This window comes from Arthrobacter sp. P4_H3, assembly GCF_056400885.1.
Genome location: NZ_JBFUKK010000026.1, coordinates 1 through 23,775 on the forward strand (window position 1 = coordinate 1; position 23,775 = coordinate 23,775).

The window sequence follows — 23,775 nt, forward strand, 5'->3', positions numbered from 1 at the left end:
TCGTGGCGAACGTCGCAAGCTTCAAACGATTCTCATCGTTCAGGACCGGCGTCGACCACTTGTCAACCCGGGCATCAACCGCTTCCGATGGCACGCTCAACGCATTCTCCGTCTTCGCTGACAAGATTCCCACCTCTACTTAAGGCTCAATATGCGCGGTATCGGCAACAAACCTGCCAGCCAACAACTCACGCAATCCAATTGTTTGGATACGATACCATAACCGGATTGGACACGAATCCACAAGCCGCTGCCATCTGGTTTGGTGCAGGATTGAACCGCGCCACAGGTTCTTTCCTGGCCAATGACGAATGCAGTCAGCCGTGCCGCAGCCCGCCTCCCGGCCGGAGGATTCGCCCCCAGTTAAGGCTGCCTCGGGGCGCCAGCAAACCTCCTGCAGACGGAAGCCGCGGCCTCCATGGCCTTGCGCTCAGAAATGAATACGAAGTCAATCTCTGGTGGACTCGATTCCATATTCCCTTGACCGCGTCATGGCCCGGTGATAGAAAGAGGCTCACAGATAGGGAGGCATCGTCTTCCTGGGGATACCGCCTGCAACGAGGCATGGCGACTGAAAGGTAACAATGACGACGTCGATCCAGCTATCCATGAGCACCATTGATCAGCTCTCCGCTGTTGAGCAAATCAAGCGGGTCAAGAACAAGTACGCGCTCACCGCCGACTACCACAACTGGGACGACTTCGCCTCCGTCTTCGCGCCCGACGCAGTGTTCGACGAAAGCGACTTTCCCACCCCGCGCCAACCGTTCACCAACGAACCCGCCTCTAGCGCCATGGTCGAGTACCTAGAGTCAAAGGCATCTTCTAATTCCAAGTGGCCGATCATCGGCCGCGAGGCCATTCGTGCCCAGCACATCAAGGTTCCGATTGACCACCAAATGGTTCATCACCTGCTTAATCCCGATATCGCCCTAACCTCCGACACGACGGCCACAGCAGTTTTTCGGTTCGAGAGTCACCACTGGCTCCCGGAAGGCGGACCTGTGCAGTACATGCACAATTTCGGTTCCTACCATGAGACATACGTTCGTCTCGAGGATGGTCAGTGGTACATCAAAACGCTTAGGCTTGAGCGCCGACGGGTCGAATGTCGGTAAGCGCGAGCCTGATGATGGCTTCTGTTGAACCTCGACGTTCCTGGCTCAGTCGTTTGCAGCCCGACCACACGCGAAGCCGCAACGAGGCGGCCGGCCTCGCCCGCACAATACCGACTTCAAGCGGACGCTAATGTTCTGCCGCCTTTGAATACGATTCCGACCCTGCTTGACAGTGCCACATGGCTCTGTTCCTGATAATGGCGGCGGCAAATGCGAGAATTCTCCTCGCCCCAAGTCGATCGCCGAACGCCTGATGCTACACGCGTACAGGCAAGGCAAATGCGATCATGCACATCACCGAGTCGAAAAGGGAACCTCTTGTCCAGAATTTTGACACCTGAGCAGATAGAACTGCGCGGCAAGGTCAGGGCCTTTGCCCGCGAAACCGTCGGGCCGCGGAGACTGGAAGCTTACGAGAACCCTGCGTTCCTCAAAGAGATGAACCGGCTCATGGGTGAGGCCGGCATCTTGCGCACTTTTGCACCGAAGTCGCTCGGCGGCGACGAGATGGGCGTCATGGCGTTTGCCATCGTCATGGAGGAACTCTCACGCGAAAGTCCTGCAGTCGCCATGAGCGCCATGATCCAGATGAATATCCCCGCGAATATGGTCAAAACGCCCGCAGTAGCAGACCGCTGGGCCCGGCGTGCACTGGCCGGCGAGACAACCGTGTCCTTCGCATCCACCGATCCGGTTGGGTATGCGAACTACACCGAGCATCCCGACATCGGCCGTCGCGAAGACGATGAGTTTGTGCTCAACGGCGTACGCAAATTCGCGGGACAGGGAACCTTCGCCGACGTGTTGGGCATCTCGGGACTGGTCGACGGCAATATGCATCTGTTCTGGGTTCCCGCCGATAGCCCCGGTCTTCAGGTAAGCCCGATGCCGAAGATGGGCATTGGCGCGCCCTGGGCCCGCGTCGAACTAAACGACGTCCGCGTCCCAGCGGAGTACGTCCGCGACATGAGCGTTCTCGTGAAAGACCGCCAACTTGTCGACGTCACCGGCGCAAGCAAAATATCGACGCACCCTATCTCAGCAATGGCACTAGGAATTGCTGAAGGAGTGTGGGAAAAGACAGACGCCTTCTTGCGTGAGCGCACGGTCCGCAACGAGCCCCTTGCGTCGATGCAGGCTCTTCAGCACAAGCTCGTTCGCATGAGACAGAACATCGAAGCAGGACGATCGATGCTCTATGACGCAACACAACTCGTTGACGCCGGCCAAGGTGACGCCGTCCTGGATCATCTTCTGAAGCCCTTCCTAACCGAAATGGCCGTAGACGTCGCGACAACGTGTATGACTCTGCACGGCGGCCGTGGCTACCAGCGCTCCGAAGGCATCGAGATCTATCTGCGTGACGCAGCCGGGCTCCTGATCGGCGACTGTACCACCGACATGCACTACTCCACCGTGGCTAGCATCTTGAACATGCCGGGTGCTGAGCCAGGATCGCCGTAAGTCGCAGGAGCCCGCTGGAGTGGGCTCGGCTGCCCCGGCGTCACCCAAATCTGGCCCTTCAAATCCGCTACTGGAGACCTAAAACATGGAGAAAAATATGGAAACCAAGATCCTCTGGCAATATGACTCTTCCTTTGAGCAGACCGGCGGCGGCAGCGTAGGCGAGGACAAACAACTCATCCTCAACAAAATGCTTGAGTTTGCGCAAAGCGTCGCGAGGCCCACGACAAAGATTGTCATGAATTTCCCGACCGAGGCGGTCGGAAAGCACTTCCCGCCGTACATGCGTTACAACCGGGCGCTTCTCAGCGTGGAAATCCTAGAACGGGTCAAGCAAGCCGAGGAAGACGGTTTCGACGCTGCGTTCCCAGGAGTCTGCTACGGCGAGTTCTTTCTGCAAGAAGCAAGACAGGCGGTCAAAATGCCTGTTGTCGGCCCGGCCGAGTCAGCTATGGTGATGGCGCAACTCCTAGGCGCAAGGTTCGCCGTCGTAACTTTGGCAACCGAGGACATCTACCAGCAGGGTCCTGTGTATGGCCACAATGTCGTAGAGCAGAACCTCCGAGTTCTCGGCTGGGAGGATCGGGCCATCAAGAACAGGCCAGTCCGCCCCTTCGCGCCGGCCATAGGCCCACTCTTGGTCGAGGCGTACAAGGGCCGTCCGGATCGGCTGATCGAAGTATTCGAAAAGTATGCCCTAGAGTGCGTGCGCGACGGGGCTGACGTTGTCATCTGTGGTTGCATGCCCTACGGAACGGCGCTGTCCTATGCCGGATACACAGAAGTGGCAAACACCGGAGTGCCGGTTGTAACGCCATTGCCAGCCATGATCAAACTTGCCGAGTCGTTGGTTGATCTCCGGCGCACCGTGGGACTTGCCAAGTCGGAGGCTGTCGTCAGTCCTTATCGAAGTACGCCGGAGGAGGTTCTCCAGGATCTGTCCGTACGCGGAATCGGGATGTCACAAGTCCGCAGGCCAGGCCAGGCGCTTTCTTCCGCCTACGACCCCACCCGTTCAGGCGCGACCGTGACTGCCTGACGGCGGAACCCACCCCCGCCGTGCTGATCTAAGTAGGTGACGCCGCTGTGGTCGAATCACGCGACCCTGCGTTGCAGGAACGCCGATCCCAGAGGTGATCAACCGTCGGGCGCGCGGTAACTGATGCCTTCGTGCGGCAGAAAAGATTGGGACTGTCTAAGCCTCGATCCACCGGTCGGATTGAACCTCGACTTGCAAAGGAAGTCGAGGAACTGCTGGGACCGGGTCCAGCTCATCACGCCAGGGTGTTTCTGCGTTCATCCCCTGTAGTTCGACTCAGGGGCTCATTTACCTACCAAGGAGAAAAGCATGATCAAACGCCCCCTGACGACCCGTGCGGTACGAGCGCTCGCACTGTTGACGGCGTCCGTGCTGGCACTAACTCTGTCCGCGTGCGGATCCGGAGACGACGTGTCGACGTCCGCGAAAGGACTGACGAAGGTGCGCGTAGCCAACTCCGGGATGATTCCATCCTCCCTGGACCTGGTCTGGGGGCAGGAGGGTGGATTCTTCAAGAAGCACGGACTCGACGTCACCCTCAATCCACCGCAGCTCTCCGCCGCAGAATCGATTAACACGCTCGTCACCGGAGACGCCGATGTGTCGATCACCAGTGGAACGGTCGTACCGGCTGCTCGCAAGGCCGGGCGAGCGCTGAAGATTGTTGCTTCGACGCAGGTTCCCACGCCCCTGCAAATTGCGTTTACGCCTGAAGTTGACAAGAAGTTGCGGGACCAGGGGCTTTCGGGAAACTCGTCCCTCGGGGATCTTCTTGCTGCGCTCAAGGGACTGACCCTGGCCACGAACGCATCCGGGTCAGGGCTCACCGCCTCGTACCGGTACCTGCTAGCGCAGTACGGGCTGAATCCGGAACGAGACAACATCACCCTTTCGCCCATAGCAGACGTCGCGTCCCAGATCGCAGCGCTATCCCACAACAAAGTAGACGGAATCGCCAGCGGCCTTGGGGGAGCGGCGACCGGAGCGAAAGCTCAGGGTGTCGGCGTGGTCTGGAACCTGGCCGAGATGAAGGGCAGCGAGCCCCTGAAGGCCATTCCCTACCAGACTATCGTGACCACCGAGGACACCATCAAGAATCACCCCGAGTTGATTCAGTCCTTCCTCGACGCCTTCCATGAAACGCAGCAGGCAATGCTCAAGGGGCTGTCTGGAGAGGAGTCAGCATCGCTGAAGAAACTTCTGGGAGCAACGATGGATGAGAAGGTCTACAACGAAACGATCTCTGGCCTCCAACGACTGTTCCCGGACAGCTATGTGACTTCCGACGCATCGTGGGATGCCTTCCGTAAGGTGGCCGAAGTGAACACACAGGGATCACTGAATATCCCCGCCGCTGATGCCGTTGACAACAGCTTCGCCGCGAAGGTCAAGAAATAGGCACGTTGCTTGGCCTGCGCACCCGCAACTGGTGGACCCTGACCGCCGTCGAATCGTGCACCCAGGTCGGCGTGAGCTGACCGCATCCAAAACCGTGGCCGAGCCCCGCTGTAGCTCGGCCACGTTCGGCGAGTGGCGTGCGCCCACCGCTGGATCACCCGGTACCGGGCCCACGGCTGGTACGCTCTGCAAGGCGGCAGCTCCAAAGCCAAAGTCATGTCCGCACGCCACTCCGGCGGAGGTGGTTGCCGAGGTCCTGACCAAACGCATAGGGCCGCTGGATCTGGCGGTGAGCTGCGGCACCAGCGCCCGGACGGTCTTCCGGATCCGGGCCTCCTGAGCCACGGAGCGCCACTACGAACGCGACGCCCGGGCGGCATGATCCACATCGACGTCAAGAAACTCCGCAGGATCCCGGAGGGCCGCGGCTGGCGGGCCGACTTTTCCAGGGCCCGGCAAACCACCACAAATCACATCAGAGGATGGGCTTTGACTACGTCCACGTCGGCGTGGACGTCTGCACCCGCTTCGCCTAGCCGAAGTCCTCCGTGACAAGAAATGCCCCGCCACCCCTGCAAAACGGCAAAACAGAACGCTTCAACCGCACCCTGCGAGAAGGCTGGGCCTACTGTCAACCCTTCACCTCAAAGCGGCAGCCTCAGACCCAAACCGCCCATCAGCAAATGCAACCAACCTACTGGCTGTGTACACCTAGCCAGCTTGTGCTCGTGCACCACGCCACAACTTATGTCCACAACCTGCGCCAGCGGTGCCTCGCCCAACCGAACCACATTTCGGCGTTCGGTCACGACGTTGGAGCTCCGGATTTTCATCGCCGACGTAAGGAGACCAGGCGGCGCGGGTGGCATCGAAGCCGGCTGAAATGCGGGAGTTGAAAAAGCGTAACCGTCTATTGGAGCTTCTCACAGGCAGCTTGCCGGACCCTGCAGAGTCTTGTGTGCCGCCTCGCTACGAGTATGGAAAGGCGGTTCTGATCGCATTGTCCACTTTGGCGACAACAGCTCTGGTAACCGGCTGGCGTGCAGTCCAGGTCTTGACTACCACCGAGGGCTCCACCAGCCGGGCCCAAGCCCACTGAGGCAAGAGCCGCTCGGCCGCGGATCGCGTCATGATGGCAACGTCCGCTCCTGCCGCATTGGCGCACGCCAATGCGTGAACTGTGTAGGTGGCAAATTGCCAGTGCGGGATGGCACCGACTTGGTGGGCGGCGCTTACTATCGGGTAGTGACCTGTAGGCAGTTGATTTTTTGCATGCACGAGAACCCGAAGGCCATCGAGTTGTTTCATCGTCCATATATCAGCTGTAGGTATAGGTTCCCCTGGTCTGACTGCAACCCCGAAATCTTCCTCGCCCAGGCTATAGCTTGCCAACCCGTCCGGCGGCGGCTGTTGAACCAGTGCGATGTCGAGCCGGCCTTCCCTGACCATCTGAAGCTGTGTGGCGCTGTCCGCGTCAGTGAAATTGATTCTAGCGAGACTCACCTGTGCTGATACCGCTGACAGGAGCCTATCCACCCAAGTGCCCGGAATCCCTGGAGACAACCCCACCTCCACCGTTTCCACCGGTGGCGCGGCAAGAACGGCTACTTGAGCTGCGCTGTCAGCAAGATCAAGAATTGCCAGTGCGTGCCTGTAGAGCGCGACCCCGGCAGCGGTGGGAGTCACGCCGGTAGGAATCCGTTCGAAGAGCGGTGTTCCGATTTCGCGTTCGAACTGACGAATCTGCCTGGTCAGAGCCGGCTGGGAAATCATTAACTCTGTCGCTGCCCGCGTTACCGAGCCGTGACGAAATGTAGACGAAAAATAGATCAGCTGCCGTATTTCCATGCCACCCCCGAGAAGCAGAACGAGCCATAACTCTAGGGTATACCGAGGGAGCCCAAACGGTATTGGAAGTTACGCTCCCAGGCGTATTTACTAGTGATCCGAGACACAATCGCGGCTTATAAGTTGCTCTGTAAAGAAGCGCCCTACCTAACCCTATGGATGCAGTCAATGACGACTACCCCTTCCAAGTTCGTTAACTTGCCGGAACGCGGAGCCAAAATTCTCGTAAGTCGCAGAGGCCGCGAAGCAGCGTTGGACCGCAATATCTAGTTACCCATGTGACGACACCTTGTTCCTCACAAAGAAGCCGGGTTCGCGTTCATCCCCTGTGGTTCGACTTCGGGCAGCAGGTACCTATCAAGGAGAAAAACCATGATCAAACGACCCATGAAGCCCCGTGCGGTGCGGCGAGCGTTCGTACTGTTGACGGCTTCGGTGCTATCAGTGACTCTGTCCGCATGCGGATCAGGCGACGAGGCGTCGTCGTCGACATCGACGGGCGGGAAAGAACTGACGAAGGTACGTGTAGCCAACGCGGGGGCGATTCCCGCCACGATGGACCTGGTTTGGGGGATGGAGGGTGGATTCTTCAAGAAGCACGGACTCGACGTCACCCTCAACCCGCCGCAGAACTCCGCCTCAGACCTGGCTAACACAGTCGTCAACGGAGACGCCGATGTGGCGGTCACCATCGGAACAGTCGTGCCGAGTGCCCGCCAGGCTGGGCGACCTCTAACGGTTGTTGCTACGACTCAGGTTCCCATTCCACTCAACATTGCGTTCACACCTGAGGTTGACAAGAAGCTGCGGGACCAGGGGCTTTCGGAAGACTCGTCCATCGGGGATCTTCTTGCCGCGCTCAAGGGACTGACCCTGGCCACCAGCTCTCCCGGGTCAGCGAACGTGGCCGCATACCGTTATCTGCTGGCGCAGTACGGGCTGAATCCTGAACGGGACAACATCACTCTTTCACCCATGGCAGACGTCGCGTCCCAGGTCGCAGCCCTGTCCCACAAGAGAGTAGACGGAATCGCCAGCGTCCTTGGGGGATCTGCGACTGGAGCGAAAGGCCAGGGTGTCGGCGTGGTTTGGAATCTAGCCGAGATGAAGGGCAGCGAGCCCCTCAAGGCCATTCCATTCCAGAGCATCCTGGCCACCGAGGACACAATCAAGAATCACCCCGAGCTGATTCAGTCCTTCCTCGACGCCTTCCATGAAACGCAGCAGTCCATGCTCAAGGGGCTGTCTCCCGAGGAGTCAGCAACGCTGAAGAAACTTGTGGGAGCCACGATGGACGACAAGGTCTATAACGAGACGATCTCTGGCCTGCAACGCCTGTTCCCGGACAGCTATGTCACGTCCGACGCATCCTGGGATGCCTTGCGCAAAGTGGCCGAAGTGACCGCGCAAGGAGCACTGAATGTCCCCGCCGCTGACGCCGTCGACAACAGCTTCGCAGAGAAGGTCAAGAAATAGGAGCTCTCTTGGCCTGCGCTCCCGGAACTGATCGATGCGGGACACGAGGGCCTTCAAAGTGCTCGATCTCCCCGCGAGGCCACCTACGCCAACACCAAACCGACTGACACCCCAAACCGGCCAAGACCCATAGGAGAACCAATGAATGCATTCCCACACCCTTACGACTGGCGGCTCGTCGTCGCTGGGACGGATGACAAAGGCGAGCCTGCCTTCTTCGTCGACGCCAAGCCTGAAGCGTTGCTTGATGCACCAGGAATCGCCCAAGGGGCCTGGTACTGGGGCGTCGAGAACGGTCACTCCCTCGAGAACCCCGGTTCACCGCCCACGAAGTTCCAGCTCGCCGGCCCAAACGGGTCGACATTCGGCGTGATGTGCTTCCCCGCCCGGTCTGCTGGCAAGTTAGACGCAGCTACCGCCAGCCAGTGGCGTGACGTTGACGAGAGCGACCCCGCCATGCACGCCACAAGGACAACAGACTACGACATTGTGATATCCGGGAAAGTTGATGTCGAACTGCCCGGTGGAAAGGTACAGACTCTCGTTCCGGGCGACCTACTCGTCATGACGGGTGTGCCGCACGCCTGGAAGAACCCTTACGACGAGGATTGCGTCTGGATCGCGGTCATAGTCGGATTCAACGAGTGACGTAGGAAGTGCGCTCATAGGCTCCTGCGATGATGGAGGATCTTTCCCTTCGGGTCGGGGGGCCCTCAGTGCCGGCGCCGCTGATCGGCTCGGTCCTGGTGCGCCGGGCGTTGCAGGGGCTCTCCGACCAGGGAACGGCGGCGCAATTAACTCATGACGCGCTGTGAAAAGACGCCTGTGGGAATGGCCTGAACGAGACAGCGCTCCGCCCGTGCACGTTACGTAGTGGCGTAGCATCCACCCACGTGCGACGACGACGGCCCTAGAGCAAGCCCCTGGACGCCATGACATCGGTGGTCGCGCCCAATACCCGGTGCAGATTCAAACTCCCCACGAACCGCTACGGTCGTCGATGATGTGCGCTGGGCTGGCGGAACAAGGTCATTCAGCTGATTGCCGCGATCCGTCGGCTCGGCCGCAATATGCCCGGCGGCAAGGAATTGACTGCCGTCCAATCAAACCGCGGCCGGTGGATCGAGGCTAAGCCACCCGCAGCTGAACCAAGCGATACACTCGCGGGCTAAGTTCGTCCCTGGCTAGGAGCTGGCCCGGAGGTCAGGGTTGATCCTTTGCAGCGAAATATCGCACTGCCGCCAGGATTTCTGTTTTTCACAAGCCACCCGTGTAGGAGGCCTTCGGCCACCAAGCCCGGATCCCGACAAGTGGAAAGCAAGGTCCGCGCAGTCCGACTGGTGTTTGACAACTGTGGTGACTGTGGGGTCCCACTTCGCCGGCGTTGTCACGGCGCGGGTTGCGAACAAGCACGAAGGGACCGGCTGCGGTTCACCGAGCCCCGTCTTGGACAATCTCTCCGGGGCTTACACCTAGGCAGAGTTTCCACGGGAGCGATGGTAGAGCGATTCGTCGTTCAGTCCGATGGGACGGGGAAAGGGTTTCACCGACGAGGCTGCCCGCGTTGGTAGCGAGAATGACCTGGTTCTGATCAACGATGCACGTGTTTGGCGGTAGGGACCGGAGGAATGGCTCGAATCCAGTCTGGAGGCTGCTAACGAGGACGCCAACGGCAGCAACGCCAGTCATCCTGCCGTCCCTGGTGACTCGCTTGGTAAAGGAGACAAGGTGCTCGTTGGCGCCAAGGGCATCCACGTAGGCGTAGGTGGCGTGGACCTCGTCATCTGCGTCGTGCCCGGGCCACCACGGAGCTGTCGAGTAACCATAGAACTCCAGATCCGCTTCCACCCGCCGCGCCGATCCCGGGCCCGCCGGGGTCGTGCACCAGATGAGGCCCGGTTCGCCGAAGAAGGATGGATCGGCGACGAATCCCGTCCCGACCAGAGGCGGCACAGCCTTCGCCAGCAGGTCTTGGCACACGGCGTAGACGTTCACTAACTCATCCAGCCTGCCGTTCTTTGAGCGGTCAAGGTCGTTTTGGACGGCTTCTTCGACGGTCCGGATCGACGTCGCTGCGGTCTCTTCGAGGCTCACAGCAAACGATTCGACGGCCGAAATTGCGCTATCGATGCCTTCGATCCTAGGCGTCGATCCTGGTGCCGGAGATTCCATTGACATCCGCAGATCGATGAGGCGGTTCATGTCCCGGCGCACATGGTCTTCGGCTAAGGCTCGTGCTCGAATCGTGTCCCCGGCTCGTACGGCGTCCACGATCATCGTGTGCTCGATAGCGGCCTCACGCCGGCGGTCAGGGGCGCTGGTCCACACCAATGCCCCTACCGCAGCCTGCATTTCCATCTCCTGACGGGCGAACAGGACCGATCCCGATGTGGCCGCGAGCTCTATGTGGAATCGACTGTCCGCTCGGGTCATTTCAACGGGCGTCTGCGCGGTCTCGATCATCATCGCCATAGAAGCCAGCCGCCCGATAGTGACCTGTTGCGATCGGCCTGCCACGGTCAACGCGGATGAGCCTGCCAGGAATGCCCGGTATTCTCGGATGTCACGCAGGTCCTCAAGCGAGTAAGCGGCCAGGATGTCCCGCTGGGCCTTGGTGATGTCTCCGGTGCTAGCCCGCACGAAGCTTCCACCACCCTTGCCGCGTCGTGTTTCCAGAAGTCCCCGATGACGAAGTTCGGCGAGGGCGGCACGCAGCGTCAGCGTGGAGACGCGCATCCTTGCTGCCAATTCACTTTCGCTGGGGAGCTGGGCACCATCTTCGAGTACTCCCAGCTCAATCGCATGACCGAGGCGGCGCCCGATTTCTTCGCCGCGCTCGAGAGTCTCCAACGGCGCGAAGGCGAGTTGCTCTCTCCAGCTGGCCATGGAATACGCTCCTGGATCTTTGCCGCGGCTAATGTCTAAACATTAACATTCTACCTTGAATTTTCATTGACATTTGACATTAAAGGTCTAACGTTAAGACTAACAGGAGGAGCCGGTCAGGTTCTTCAAGATTCCGATCATCACAAAGGAGTCGATGGTCATGATTGAGAGCACTGATGTCGTCGGCGTCTGGCAACGCGCCGGGAGCTCCGCGCCGCTCGACCGCCTCCACCTTTACGCAGAAGCACTTAACGCAGATTGCCCGATCGGCGCCTACCGGACACTGGACGATGCGCAGGAGGATAAAGCCATCCTCGCCCTGTTCTGTGTGGACCGCCCCCATGCGACTCTTGCGTCCCTCCACCAAGTGCCGCCTCTCGCCCTTTCGGCCTACCACCAATTGCTCCACGACCTCGCCCGCGAAGGGCTCGGGCCGAACGGCGGATTTCCTGCGGAAGCTCGCCACTTCGACTACGCAGCCCGCACCGATCTCCATATACGCGCGGAAACCCTAGCTTTCCGCGGAGGCGAACTGTGAAGCGCCGCAGCTTCGAGCCAGCACTCCAAACACCTATAACACGAGGAGAAATCATGCCTTCACCCCGAGTGGCTCACAAGGGCCCCACTCAGGCGTCAGTCCGGTCTCACGGACCGGGCCACAGCATCTACACTGACGATGCTCCGGCTCCGGTTCAGGATTTTGGCATTGACGAGTACTCGGCATCACCTTGGATTGGCCTTCACTACAAGCATGAGTTCCTGCTTCACTACAGGCACGAATTGCTGGAGCATCAGGATCACACGCACTGACGCAGGAAGATAGCTGAAGACGGTACTTGTGTCCAGCGGCGCGGTCGAAGGCCGGGGGCATGGACCGAAACGGCAGAGTGCGCCTCTTTCCAGAGCCGAAGGTGTTCGCAGACCATTCATTTGGAGTTGAAGCGGCTGCAGTGGTCAGCAGCGGGGGAGCGTCGCGGCCAAACGAAATGTTTCGTGCTGGTCCCCGGAACTAAGGGCAACATAGGCCGCCGGGGCCGACACCCACCCGCGGGAACCGCAGTTCTCTTTTAGAAAGAAGTCGCCTGCTCAGCACGTCTGGACACAGTACGGGGATGTGTTCTTGACTAGCGTCGGAGCGTGGCCAAGGGGCAAGACACAAATCCCACAAGTCATAGACCGCCTGCAGCCTGGAGGTCCGAAGCGCCGGCGGCACGGCTGGGACCGGGCTAACAGAGGGTGAATGGCGGGAAACGCGCGCCGGCCTGACTCAAGGATCGGAATTTACGGGGAAGCCCCGACAGCGTTACCAGATGGTGCAGCGCTGGTAGATGCTCGGAGGCTACTCCTTTCCGTGCATTTCAGCCCTTTCTACCATGTCGGTCACGCGCGGTCGGGTTCCGTGGTGGAGCTCCATGCCTTCGGGCAGCCCCTTGATGGTTCCGTTGGTACCTGAGATGTCGATGGTGATCAGGCTGTTTGCCATGGGGGCGTTTGTGATGTGCAGGTCGCCGAAGGATTCCGGGAGTGCTGGATCCATCCAGAGGGAACCACGGGCAACGTCGGCGTAGTAGCCCATGAGGGTCTTGATCAGCATGATGGGGGTGGTGGCAGCCCAGGCCTGGGGGGAGCACGCGGTCGGGTACGGTATTGGTTCGTCGAAGTGCTCGCGGCTGAAGCCGCAAAATAACTCCGGCAACCTCCCCTCCGAGTACTCGGCCGCCTCAAACAAGGCTGTGGAGATCCGCTGCACCTGCTCCACAAAGCCGTAGCGACGGAGCCCGGCCGCGATGATCGCGTTGTCATGGGGCCACACGGATCCGTTGTGGTAGCTGGCGGGGTTGTAGGCTCCCATGGTGCTGGCCAGGGTCCGTATGCCCCAGCCGCTGAACATCTCTGGGGACATGAGCCGTTCTACCACCAGCGGCGCCTTGTCATCATCGATGATGCCAAATAGAAGGCATTGGCCCATGTTGGATGCGCACGCGTCGACAGGCCGCTTCTTGCCGTCCAGGGCGATGGCGTAGTAGCCGAGTTCGGGCAACCAGAACTGCTCGTTAAACTGCTTCTTCAGCTGCGCCGCGAGGTCCCGGTACTTGGTGGCAAGGCCCAGGTCACCGGCGTCGTAAGCTATCCAGGAGCGAGCCAAATAGGCGCCGTAGACGTAGGCCTGCACTTCGCAGAGCGCAATCGGGGGTTCAGCCAGGGTGCCGTCTGCAAAGTTGATGCCGTCCCAGGAGTCTTTCCAGCCTTGGTTGATCAGCCCCCGGTCATTGAGCCGCTGGTACTCCACGAAGCCATCGCCGTCTTTGTCACCGTAGTCCCGGATCCAGTCCAGCGCCCGATCAACGTGAGGTATGAGGGCGGAGATCGCATCTGTGGCGAATCCCCAGCGGCTGACTTCCCCGAACAATGCAACGAATAAAGGTGTCGCATCCACGCTGCCGTAGTAGGCGGACTTGCCGCCCAACGCCAGACTGCTGGAGACATCGAGCCTAACCTCGTGCAGGATCTTGCCCGGCTCCTCCTCGCTCGTCTCATCCACGACGCTCCCCTGACGGTCTGCCAGCGTCTGGATGGTTCCGAAAGCCAGGGAGGGATCCACCGGCAATGCCATAAGTGACGCCCATAGCGAGTCTCGGCCGAACAATGCCATAAACCACGGCGCGCCGGCGGCGACGACGATGCGCTCCGGCTGGTGCGGATCCTCAATGCGGAGCGCACCAAGATCGTCGTAGCTCCGGCGAAGCGTCCGCTCTACGGATTTGTTGCCTAAGTACACCACGGGAATTTTGGATACCCACTCCTGCCTGCGCAGGTCCCGGGGAGATAATGGGCGCTCATTGGTGTGGACGAAGGCTGCCCCCGGATCGGCTTCCTTTCCGGCGGGGGACACGCTTACCGTGGCGCTCCATTGTCCGTGTGGTGGAACAACAACGTGGTATACAAGGCCTTCAGGTGTGGCGTCGGCGCCGTTGGCTGATATGACTACGCCCTTGCAAATGTCGTGCCAGACACCCTGGATGGTTAGCGTTGAGCCGTCCGCATGACGTGATTCGTCCCAGTGCCGCTGGACGCGCGCTTCCTTCACCTCGAATAGGTCGGCAAAATCTGCTTCCGCGGTCAGGGAGACAAGGCATTCTGCAGGAGTCCGCGAGTAGTTTCGGAGCGTAATCTGTTCCAGGATTCCGTCTCCTACCTCGCGAAGGCGTTCAACGATGAGCGAACTATCCGCGTGCCCATCTGCACGGCGGGCCTGGCCGGCAAAGATGCCGCGATACGGTTCCCTCGTCTTGGCGGCAAGCGGGTCTAAGGGCTCACCGTCCACGGTCAACTTCCATCCAGAAAGGATGCGGGTGTCCTCATAGAAAACCCCGTGTGGGTATTCCGGATGGATATCGCCGTTGGACGCGGAGATGCAGAAGGAGGAACCCTCCACCAGGGTGACCGATCCCGCCCCCAGCGGGCCCGCAGCAGTGTCAGCATTCCATCCAGCCATACCGACTCCTCCGAAGGGTTTACTTCCCGGTTAAACCGACCGGACGCTGCGCGGATGCTTGTCCGCCCGAACGATTCCCTGCGCAATCGACGCTACGCCTGTATGAATGGTGATGCCAGATCGGGGGCTGACTGTTTGTTAGCTGCCAAGAGGCATAAGTTGCCTCCGGTTCGTTTTCCTGCCTCAGCAACCGGCAGCCCGGCTAGCACTTTCCAGATCTGCTCGAGGTAGGCGAATATTCTGGCGTTGTCTGTCGTGCGGTCGTTGTCTGACTACATCAGTTCCTCATAACGCACTGCCTCGATATCAGGCACCCGCTCACGCAGCGGTGGGCTCGTCTTCCGCAACGTGGGTGGAGGCTTTAGGGCTTACGACGGGCATCGCGATGACCGCGAGAACGGTGAGCGCGGCACCGGCAAGTACTGCCAGGAAAACAGCCTCCGAAGCGGACGCGATCGTTTGCGGGTCTGTATCTCCACTCGGGGTAGCTGCGTAGATCGCGTTGGCTACAGCCCCGAAGATGGCGACTCCGATGGAACTGCCGATCGACTGGGCGAAGAGATTGGTGCCGGTGACGACACCTCGTTCATTCCATTCGACGCTTGACTGGGCGGCGATGAGGGTCGAGGGCGCTAGCAGTCCGAGACCGAGCCCAACGATGAAGCAACTCATCGCAACCATGACAATGCTGGGCCGAGAGGCGGTGAAGGCCATTACCGCCGTGCCAATAACCGTGACGGTGACACCGATCATCGCGGTCTTCCGGAATCCAATCCGAAGATAGAACCGGCCCGATTGAGAAGCACTGACTGGCCAGCCGACCGTAAGTGCTGCCAAGGCGCTGCCGGCCAGGATTGGGGAGCTCGAGAGGGCTCCTTCAAGGAATGTGGGAACGTAGCTGGTCAGACCAAGCATGACGGCTCCAACTCCGAAGGAGATCATGGTCGTCGTCGCCAGCAGCCGTCGGGACACAACCCACGGCGGCAGGACAGGCTCCTCTGCCCTACGCTCTATGAATATGAAGGCAGTGAACAAAGCTGCACCGCCACCGAAGACGATGATACTGGCAATAGAATTCCAGGCCCAGGTTTGACCACCCTCAAGGGCCCCCAGAATTATCAGGCTGAGGGAGATTGTCAATAGCGCTGCCCCCAAATAGTCGACGTGGTGCTTCGCGCGCTCAATATTCTCGTGGAAGGTTCGGTGCAGCATCCACGCCGCTAGGAGACAGAGGGGGATGTTTACGAGGAAGATTCCACGCCACATGCTCAGTTCGGAGAACATGCCACCAAGGATCGGGCCAACGACGGAGGAGACCGCCCACACGCTGCCAAGGTAGCCCTGAACTTTTGCCCGTTCGGTCACCGTGTAGAGGTCGCCGACGATGGTAATCGCCGTCGGCAGGACTGCTCCTGCACCCAAGCCTTGCAGGACCCGGAATGCGATGAGGGCCGACATGCTCCATGCCACTCCGCAGAGGATCGAACCGAGCAAGAAGAGGGTAATCCCGATAAGGATGATGGGCTTCCGGCCCACGACGTCCGAGAGTTTCGCATAAACGGGTACAGAGACAGCCTGCGCCAACAAATAGGCAGAGAAGAGCCACGGAAAGGAAGTGAAGCCTCCCACATCATGCACAATCGAAGGAACTGCCGTGGCCACGATCGTCGAATCGATCGCCACTAAACCCATCGAAAGCATCAAGGCAATAAGGATTGGACCGCGCTCAGAGCGGAAGCCCACTTCCTCGGCAATTGTTGGCACGAACTCTCATTCCGGTATTCATCCAAAGTGAACTGAGCGCGCGGCTGCAAAACGACTCCGATTGGCTAGACCGTCAGTGTCACGGCCCGCTGCCGCGGGGTAAAGCACCTCTGGCTCCGCCATCGAGAGTCCGCGTCGCCGGCGATCCTGGCCGAGCACAAGGGCGCTTGGCCAGGATCGCAACGCGTTGGTACAAGGCCTGCCGACCGCTACCCGGCTGACGGCAACTTCTTGAGCTCCGGATATGTGAAGTAAGCGGTCAGTCGAAAGCTGATGCTTGACTGCTTGTCTACTGCTTGAGCTTCATGGCGAAACTGTTGTTGACGGCATCTTTGGCGGCCACGTTCACTTTAGCCCCCGATAGAACTTCAGCGACCTTGCGGACGTTGTCCCATGAGTCATCGGACGTGACGAAGTCGCTAGGGTACAAGCTCTCTACCTGAGCCATGGTGTCGTCGAAGGTCTTTTGATCCATCTGCGCCCCCAGTTTCGTCTTGAACGACGCAGCAACCTCCGGGGACACTCCAGCGCGGATGGACTGTTGTGCTTCAGACAATGCAGCGATATAGGACTGGACCGTCTCGGGATTTTTTGTAATGAACGAGTCGGAAGCTACCACGCCGGCAAACGGTATTTTCTTGAGCGCCTCATTACCCTGCATCTTTGACAGCTCCCAGACAACACCGGTGCCTTGGGCCTTTATTCCAGTGGACGCCCCTCCCAGTGCACTTACGACTCCGTCTACCCGTCGGTTGGCCAATGCCGCCACTTGGGAAGCGATGTCTGCCATGGGCTGCAGGGTGATGTTGTCCGCCTCAGGGGTGATCCCGTTCTCCTCCAGCAAGTACCGAAATACGGCAATGATTGGTGAGCCGGGGGAGTTTGTGCCGAGAGTCATCCCCTTCAGGGCTTTGAAGAGATCAGAGATGTCTGAAGACTCTGAAAGCCCTTGAGCCCGCAATTTTGCGTCGGTTTCGCGCGTGAACGCGATGCTGAGGGGGAAAGGAGACGCGATGGTGGCAACGACCTTCAAAGGTCGCCCGGCATTACGAGCGGTTGCTACGAGCGTTGGAGTAGCGACCGCGAATTCAGCATCACCCTGGATGACCGCGTTCGCCAAACCTTCTGAGTAGATCGGTGGCGTCATCTCCACATCGAGCCCGCGCTTTTTGAAGAAGCCACCCTCAATCGCCCACAGCAGATCCGCGTTTGTCGGAATGAGACCGGCGCTGGCCACGCGGATCTTCGTCACTTCCTGCTGGCCCGCCGCGGGCTTGTCATCGCCTCCCCCGCACGCGGACAACGTGGTTGCCAACACAAGGGTCATAGACGCGGCCAAAGCCCGCCCTGCGTGGCGCCTGAGGGTATGTCTGATCATGCCTTCTTCTCCTTAGCAGCGGTGCCCAGGGCAACGAGTACTCAAACTAGAAACCCTCCAGCCGACACGTACAGCGTCCGTCCTGCGAACGAAACTGAAGGCCAACAGCCTTGGACTCGACGCGGAGAGAGTAGGTACTATCGCGGCTGATCCATTTAAATCGGCATGGGGAGCTGTGAGCGTCGAGCTGGGCCGACCGATTCTGAATGAATTTCATGGGTGACGCTCGTCACGTAAACGCAACCATACCTGAGGCTTGAATACGTCGTCAATCATCTGTGGAAACGAATTCATCAAGTGTTTTCTCCCTTTGCCTCGCCCCCACTAATTTCTAAGACCTGCCCGCTAATGACCTCGGTAGTGCGGGCTCTACTCCATCGTCCACAACGGGGTTCCTGCGCCCTCCCGGCGCCGCGCCGGCTCTATTCCGTCCAAGCACGGCAACCATCGGCGACGCGTCGCCAGCTCCATCGGCAAGGCCCGAAGGATTTTGTTTGAAACCCAAGCCAAAGATCAACATTCTGACCACCAAGGAACGCTAGCCCGGCTGTGAGCCAGCCATAATCACTGCCAATCCCGCCGGGGCCAGGGCGCCGGCCACCATACCCAGTTCGACCACGCGTCCCCCGGTCAAGCGGACAGCTGCCGGGGAGTCCGCCTATTCCGCTGCCGAAGCAGCTGTCAAGGCCGCTGCGGCAAGATCCGCACTGGTCTGGACATCGTTCATCCACAGCGGTACAACAACGGGCCTGACCCCCGCACCCGCGATGGAAGCGGTCAGCTCCGCATCGGCGCTGTCAATTAACCAAGCATCCAAAATCCCGCCCAAGGATCTCGCACCATAATGCGCTGCCACCGCGTCGGCGGCGGTCTTGACGCCGATCGCCGCCAGGCAGGCGTCTGCCATGCCGCGGACGACAGCACCGGAGATAATGGGCGAGATCCCCACGACCGGGGCCGCCGTCGTCTGGATTGCCTGCCGAATGCCGGGGATATTCAAGATGGTACCGATGGACACCACCGGATTGGACGGACCCAGGACGACGGCATCGGCACCGGAAATCGCCGCCAGGACCCCTGGGGCAGGAACAGCCTTGGCGAGTCCGGCTTGGAGAAACTCCCGGGCCGGACGCTGGGCGCGGTGCCGGACCCACCATTCTTCAAAGTGCACAATCTCCGGCAGATCAGCGCTGGGACCGTCCAACACGACGTTGGTTTCAACTTCCTGATCGCTCATGGGCAACAGCTCGACCCCGAGGTCCCACCGGGAGGCCAGCCGCCGCGTGACCTGGCTCAAAGGCAGGCCGGTCCGTAGTAGATGTGAGCGGGTAATGTGGGCGCCAAGGTCCAGATCACCCAGAGTGAACCACGGCCAGCCCACACCGTAGGCCGTTAGCTCGGCACTGACACGCTCGGTTTCTCCGGCCCGGCCCCATCCCCGCGCTTCGTCATTGACGCCGGCAAGGGCATACATTACCGAGTCCAGATCGGGACAGATACGCAAGCCTGTCAGCCACATGTCATCACCCGTGTTGATTATCGCGGTGATTTCTGCAGTCGTTCCGCCGCCACTATCCGGCAAGACCTGGCGCAGATGGTGACGCAGCCCCCGCAGGAAACGCGCCCCGCCCACACCACCGGCCAGCACCGTCACTCTCATGGGGTATCACTGCCATCTGCGATGCTAGAGGCTTCAACGGCTGACCTTTCTCCTGCCGCGAAGCCCTCACGGAATCCTTCCAGATGTGCTTCAGCCGATCCTAGACGGAACAAGTCGTCCTCTGCAGAGCGAATCAGCGTCCGCGCTCCGGGCTCCTGGATCGGTCGAATGAGGTGGCCCAAGCCGTGCACCACGGCGACCGGGCGGCGCGAGGTCTTGCCGAGGACCAAATTCGCCGCACCTGCTATTTCATCCGCCACCGCAGTAATGGTTGCCTCCATCGGCTTGTCGAAATCGTCCAGTGTGCCACGTAAGTCATGGGTCACTGCCATACCGGCGGCGCCGATAGCCATATCGGTCTGCCCCACGCGCCAAGGGCGTCCCAGCGTATCGGTGATAAGCACGGCCAAGTCGAAGCCGAACCGCCTGCGCAACCCGGAGCATAGCGCCCTCGCTGACGCATCCGGATCCTCGGGCAGAAGCAGTATCGTGCCGTCCGGGGCGTTGCTCGCGTCAACACCTGCGGCGGCAAGCACCAATCCCAACTTATTCTGAACAATTCTGGTGACACCGCCGGGGTGCGGTTTGCTGGCGACGAGCCGGACTGTTTCGGCAGTGATGGCATCTTCGCGGCTGTCGGCCCGCAGTGAACGTCCTTCAGCCTTCGAAACTATTTTGCTGGTTACAACGACGATGTCGCCGGTGGAAATCTCATCTTCGATGGCGTTTCCTACCAGCATCACGAGGTCATCACCGGCCAGGATCTCACCGATTCCATCGATCCCGACGACGGCTAGCTGCTGGAAGGCCTCCGCCGGCTCGCGCCTTCCAATGATCGTCAGATTGCTTTGATTCATCCCAAATCCCGTCAGACGCGGTCCGCTTCTCCCCAAGACTAGCTTCTTGGAGAGTCTTGTTCACCAGAACGTTCCAAACCAGCCGTACCGAACTCTCCAGTAGCGTTCCAGACGGTTCCTTCGGGGGCGTCGGGTTGTCGAGCTGCACGGCAAGGCACCACACAGCGCAATTAAAACCGCTCGATTTTCAGTTCTGGATACGATACCATCGCTTTGTGGATGCGATTCCATAATGTCTTTATAGGGCAGTTGGTCCCGTGGTAAGTGTCGCGTAATTCGCGGGGCGGTGTGGGGCGAAGCGATAGATAAGTGGAGGTTGTGGATGATTTCGGATGGTGACAGCGTCGTTTCCAAGGACGAGCGTGAGTCGATTCGTAAGCGGTATCAGCATGAGCGTGACAAGCGGGTTCGTGCGGAAGGTACGGCGCAGTACATCAAGCTTGATCCATTCTCGGAGTATCTGCGCGATCCGTTCACGCCTCATGTGGAGCGTGATGCGGTCCGGCGTAAGGTCGACGTCCTGATTTTGGGCGGCGGGTTCGGTGGTTTGACCACCGGTGCGTTGCTGCGCAAGGCGGGCGATATGGAACTCGCGATCATCGAGGACGCCGGCGACTTCGGTGGTGTGTGGTATTGGAACCGGTACCCAGGTGCTCGGTGTGACATCGAGTCCTCCATCTACTTACCGCTCCTCGAAGACGTCGGTTACATGCCGTCGGAGCGGTACGCACGTACCGACGAGATCTGGAGCTACGCCCGCAGGATGGGGCATCACTTCGACCTGTATAAGGATGCTCTCTTCCAGACCCGGATGACTGAAATGCGGTGGGATGAGGAACGGGAACTCTGGGATGTAAGCACCGACCGTGGCGATGAGATCAGCGCGCGGTTTGTGGTGCTGGCGTCCGGAGTGATGTTCAGTCGTCCCAAATTGCCTGGCATTCCGGGCATCGAAAGCTTTGAGGGGCATTCGTTCCACACGAGCCGTTGGGATTATGACTACACCGGTGGTGACAACCTCGGGGGTATGACGGGACTGGCTGACAAGCGGGTCGCGGTGATCGGTACGGGTGCCACAGCTATCCAGGTGATGCCTCGGGTTGCGCAGGATGCCAAGGAAACGTTCCTGATCCAGCGGACCCCGTCGATTCTTGACGCACGGGGGAATCTTCCGACCGACCCGGAGTGGTGGTCGAGTTTGCCGAAGGGGTGGCAGGAGGACCGCCAGACGAACTTTGACCTGGTGCTGGAGGGCAAGAGTCCCGACCGCAATCTGATCGATGACCAGTGGAAAGAGATCTGGGGTCGCCCAGCTGCTTCGTCTATGGCGCCGGAAGAGGTTGCCGAGGCGATGGAAGCAATGGACTTCCAGCAGATGGAGCGTATTCGCCATCGCATTGCCGAGATCGTGAACGATCCCAAGGCCGCCGCTGGCCTCATGCCGTATTACGGTCGGTTCTGTAAGCGGCCTTGTTTCAGTGACGAGTATCTGCAGGCATTCAACCAGCCCAATGTCACCTTGGTCGACACCGATGGCCGCGGGCCCGATCGTATCTCCGGGAACGCTATTCATTTCGATGGTGTCGCGTATGAGGTGGATTGCATCGTCTATGCGACCGGTTTCGAGTCGTTCGCCACGTCGCCGTCGCAGTCGGGTCGGTACAACGTGATCGGGCGGAATGGCATCACGCTGGATGAGAAGTTGGGTCGTGACGAGTACTACTCGCTCCACGGTCTCTACACCCATGGGTTCCCGAATATGTTCATGGTCGGTAACAGTCGCCAGTCAGCGCCGACGTTCAACATTCCTTTCCGGATGCAGATTCAGGCCGCTCATGTGGTCGAGCTGATCACGACATTGGTGGATTCGGGCGTTACGTCGCTGGAAGTCAAGCGCGAAGCGGAGTTGGCGTGGGACGCCCACATGGCCGAGTTGCGTCGTGGTGGTGCGGCCATCGCGAAATCCGTGCTTGAGTGCACGCCGAGTTATTACAACAACGAGGGCAGTGCTAACGGCAATATTGTTCCCGCGGTCGCGGCGGGATACCCGGGCGGTACGCTCGGGTTCCGCGAACAGATCGATGCGTGGCGACACCGGGAGGGGTTCCGCGAAGACATGATCTTGAACGTGTCCTCGGATGGGTCTGATTCACCTGACGATGCTCACGCGTTCGCTCAAACACAGAGAGGCTTCTAATGCGGTTCTACCCTGACAGCGCAGATCCGGCCACCCGCTCCGATCTTGAACATTGTGTCGAGCGGGCATTGCCGACCGATGAGAGTTCGGTGATGCTAGGGATTTTCATGCCGAATCAGTCGTTTGGTGAGTGGCCTACGTTGGCGCCGAACCCGACTGAGTGGACCTACCAGCAGAATCTGGCGACGGTGTTGGCGGCGGAGGAAATGGGCATGAGTTTCGCGTTGCCTCCGTCGCGTTGGGCTGGGTTGCCGGGTGATGAGATTGTGTGGCGGGGTGCCAGCCTTGACTCGATCACCCTGTCCGCTGCTCTGTTGGCGGCCACAACCAAGATCACCCTTTTCACCACGATGCACACCAACCTGCTCAATCCGGTGGTGGCTGCCAAGTTCGGTGTGGGCCTTGACCACATCGGACGCGGCCGCTGGGGTGTCAACGTGGTCAGTGGGTGGGGGGTGCAGGAGTTCGCTTCGATGGGGGTGGAGCTGCTGGACCGCAAGCATCGTTATGCGTACACCCGAGAGTGGTTGGACGTTGTCGAGATGCTGTGGCGTGACGGCGAGGCAACGCTGGATGGCGAGTACTTCAAGATCAATAAGGCCTCTGGGCGTCCGCGACCGATGCAAGTCTCACCTTTGATCGTGAATGCCGGCCAGTCCTACACCGGGATGCGTTTCTCAGCCGAGCGTGCAGACTACATCTTCAGCTATGGCGATAATGCGGAGAAGTTCCGCCAGATTCGGGCGGAGGTCGGCACTGACTGCGGCTTCATCGGTGCGAAGGCCGTGATTGTCGGTAAGACGGCCGCCGATGCGGAGGAGCGCGCGAAGCAGATCATCGACCAGGCAGACCGTGGAGCATTGCGTAACATGCTGGTGTCCAGCGGCGCTGAGTCTGCCGAGTCCGCCGAAGAGCGCATGGTGACCCGTGAAGACGTGTATGAGTTCCTCCTCGGTGACGCGATCATTGCTAGCGCTGAGGACGCCGGAACACAGTTGGCGAATTGGGCGGCGACGAACGAAATTGATGGGGTCTGTCTGAACTTGTTCGATTACGTCAGTGACCTTGAGCTCTTCCGCACTGACACGATTCCCGCCTTCGAGGCAGAACTCGCCAAGCACGGCAAAACGTACCGCAGGCCGTCTTTTCCGGAAATCGTCTCCGAGTCAACGGTAGTCTGATCCGCCATTTCTA

General features: G+C 59.8%; 16 protein-coding genes. 9 read left to right on the plus strand and 7 right to left on the minus strand.

Annotated elements, in window-relative coordinates:
- Positions 1-608: 608 nt before the first annotated feature.
- From AC1DRE_RS22655 to AC1DRE_RS22670, 4 genes are all read left to right on the plus strand, one after another.
- A complete protein-coding gene (locus AC1DRE_RS22655; RefSeq protein ID WP_476986740.1) occupies positions 609-1,118 on the plus strand; it encodes a nuclear transport factor 2 family protein in 510 nt (169 codons plus the stop codon).
- Positions 1,119-1,436: 318 nt separating this feature from the next.
- Entirely contained in the window at positions 1,437-2,582 is a 1,146-nt protein-coding gene (locus AC1DRE_RS22660) for an acyl-CoA dehydrogenase family protein (RefSeq protein ID WP_476986741.1), read from the plus strand.
- A 97-nt stretch (positions 2,583-2,679) separates the two neighbouring features.
- Positions 2,680-3,621, plus strand: a complete 942-nt coding sequence (locus tag AC1DRE_RS22665) for an aspartate/glutamate racemase family protein (RefSeq protein ID WP_476986742.1) — start codon at positions 2,680-2,682, stop codon at positions 3,619-3,621.
- Between the two features lie 441 nt (positions 3,622-4,062).
- Positions 4,063-5,019, plus strand: a complete 957-nt coding sequence (locus tag AC1DRE_RS22670) for an ABC transporter substrate-binding protein (RefSeq protein WP_476986743.1) — start codon at positions 4,063-4,065, stop codon at positions 5,017-5,019.
- Positions 5,020-5,988: 969 nt separating this feature from the next.
- Here the strand turns inward: AC1DRE_RS22670 and AC1DRE_RS22675 are convergent.
- Positions 5,989-6,867 carry a LysR family transcriptional regulator gene (locus tag AC1DRE_RS22675; protein ID WP_476986744.1) on the minus strand — a complete coding sequence of 293 codons (879 nt, stop codon included), beginning with the start codon at positions 6,865-6,867 and terminating at the stop codon, positions 5,989-5,991.
- Between the two features lie 372 nt (positions 6,868-7,239).
- Between AC1DRE_RS22675 and AC1DRE_RS22680 the strand changes: the two genes are divergently transcribed.
- Together AC1DRE_RS22680 and AC1DRE_RS22685 are read left to right on the plus strand one after the other, a co-directional pair.
- Positions 7,240-8,343: an ABC transporter substrate-binding protein gene (locus AC1DRE_RS22680; RefSeq protein ID WP_476986745.1), complete on the plus strand. Its 1,104-nt coding sequence runs from the start codon at positions 7,240-7,242 to the stop codon at positions 8,341-8,343.
- A 141-nt stretch (positions 8,344-8,484) separates the two neighbouring features.
- Positions 8,485-8,991 (plus strand): cupin domain-containing protein, encoded by a 507-nt coding sequence (locus tag AC1DRE_RS22685; protein WP_476986746.1) that lies wholly within the window; start codon positions 8,485-8,487, stop codon positions 8,989-8,991.
- Positions 8,992-9,774: 783 nt separating this feature from the next.
- Here the strand turns inward: AC1DRE_RS22685 and AC1DRE_RS22690 are convergent.
- Complete coding sequence (locus AC1DRE_RS22690; RefSeq protein ID WP_476986747.1) at positions 9,775-11,229, minus strand: FCD domain-containing protein; 1,455 nt, start codon at positions 11,227-11,229, stop codon at positions 9,775-9,777.
- A 160-nt stretch (positions 11,230-11,389) separates the two neighbouring features.
- Between AC1DRE_RS22690 and AC1DRE_RS22695 the strand changes: the two genes are divergently transcribed.
- Positions 11,390-11,767: a hypothetical protein gene (locus AC1DRE_RS22695; RefSeq protein WP_476986748.1), complete on the plus strand. Its 378-nt coding sequence runs from the start codon at positions 11,390-11,392 to the stop codon at positions 11,765-11,767.
- Positions 11,768-12,568: 801 nt separating this feature from the next.
- On the opposite strand, the gene AC1DRE_RS22700 is transcribed toward AC1DRE_RS22695, so the two are convergent.
- The 5 genes from AC1DRE_RS22700 to cofE form a co-directional block, all read right to left on the minus strand.
- A complete protein-coding gene (locus AC1DRE_RS22700) occupies positions 12,569-14,725 on the minus strand; it encodes an amylo-alpha-1,6-glucosidase (RefSeq protein ID WP_476986749.1) in 2,157 nt (718 codons plus the stop codon).
- A 318-nt stretch (positions 14,726-15,043) separates the two neighbouring features.
- Entirely contained in the window at positions 15,044-16,426 is a 1,383-nt protein-coding gene (locus AC1DRE_RS22705; RefSeq protein ID WP_476986776.1) for an MFS transporter, read from the minus strand.
- Positions 16,427-16,778: 352 nt separating this feature from the next.
- On the minus strand, positions 16,779-17,867 hold the full coding sequence (locus AC1DRE_RS22710) for an ABC transporter substrate-binding protein (RefSeq protein WP_476986750.1): 1,089 nt from the start codon (positions 17,865-17,867) through the stop codon (positions 16,779-16,781).
- Between the two features lie 658 nt (positions 17,868-18,525).
- Positions 18,526-19,527, minus strand: coding sequence for a 2-phospho-L-lactate transferase (gene cofD, locus AC1DRE_RS22715; protein WP_476986751.1), 1,002 nt, complete (start codon positions 19,525-19,527; stop codon positions 18,526-18,528).
- Entirely contained in the window at positions 19,524-20,384 is an 861-nt protein-coding gene (gene cofE, locus AC1DRE_RS22720; RefSeq protein ID WP_476986752.1) for a coenzyme F420-0:L-glutamate ligase, read from the minus strand. Before cofE ends, cofD begins: the two co-directional genes overlap by 4 nt.
- Before the next feature lie 322 nt (positions 20,385-20,706).
- Between cofE and AC1DRE_RS22725 the strand changes: the two genes are divergently transcribed.
- Positions 20,707-22,581, plus strand: coding sequence for a flavin-containing monooxygenase (locus AC1DRE_RS22725; RefSeq protein WP_476986753.1), 1,875 nt, complete (start codon positions 20,707-20,709; stop codon positions 22,579-22,581).
- A complete protein-coding gene (locus AC1DRE_RS22730) occupies positions 22,581-23,762 on the plus strand; it encodes an LLM class flavin-dependent oxidoreductase (protein ID WP_476986754.1) in 1,182 nt (393 codons plus the stop codon). The genes AC1DRE_RS22725 and AC1DRE_RS22730 overlap by 1 nt, the downstream gene beginning before the upstream one ends.
- Positions 23,763-23,775 lie beyond the last annotated feature (13 nt).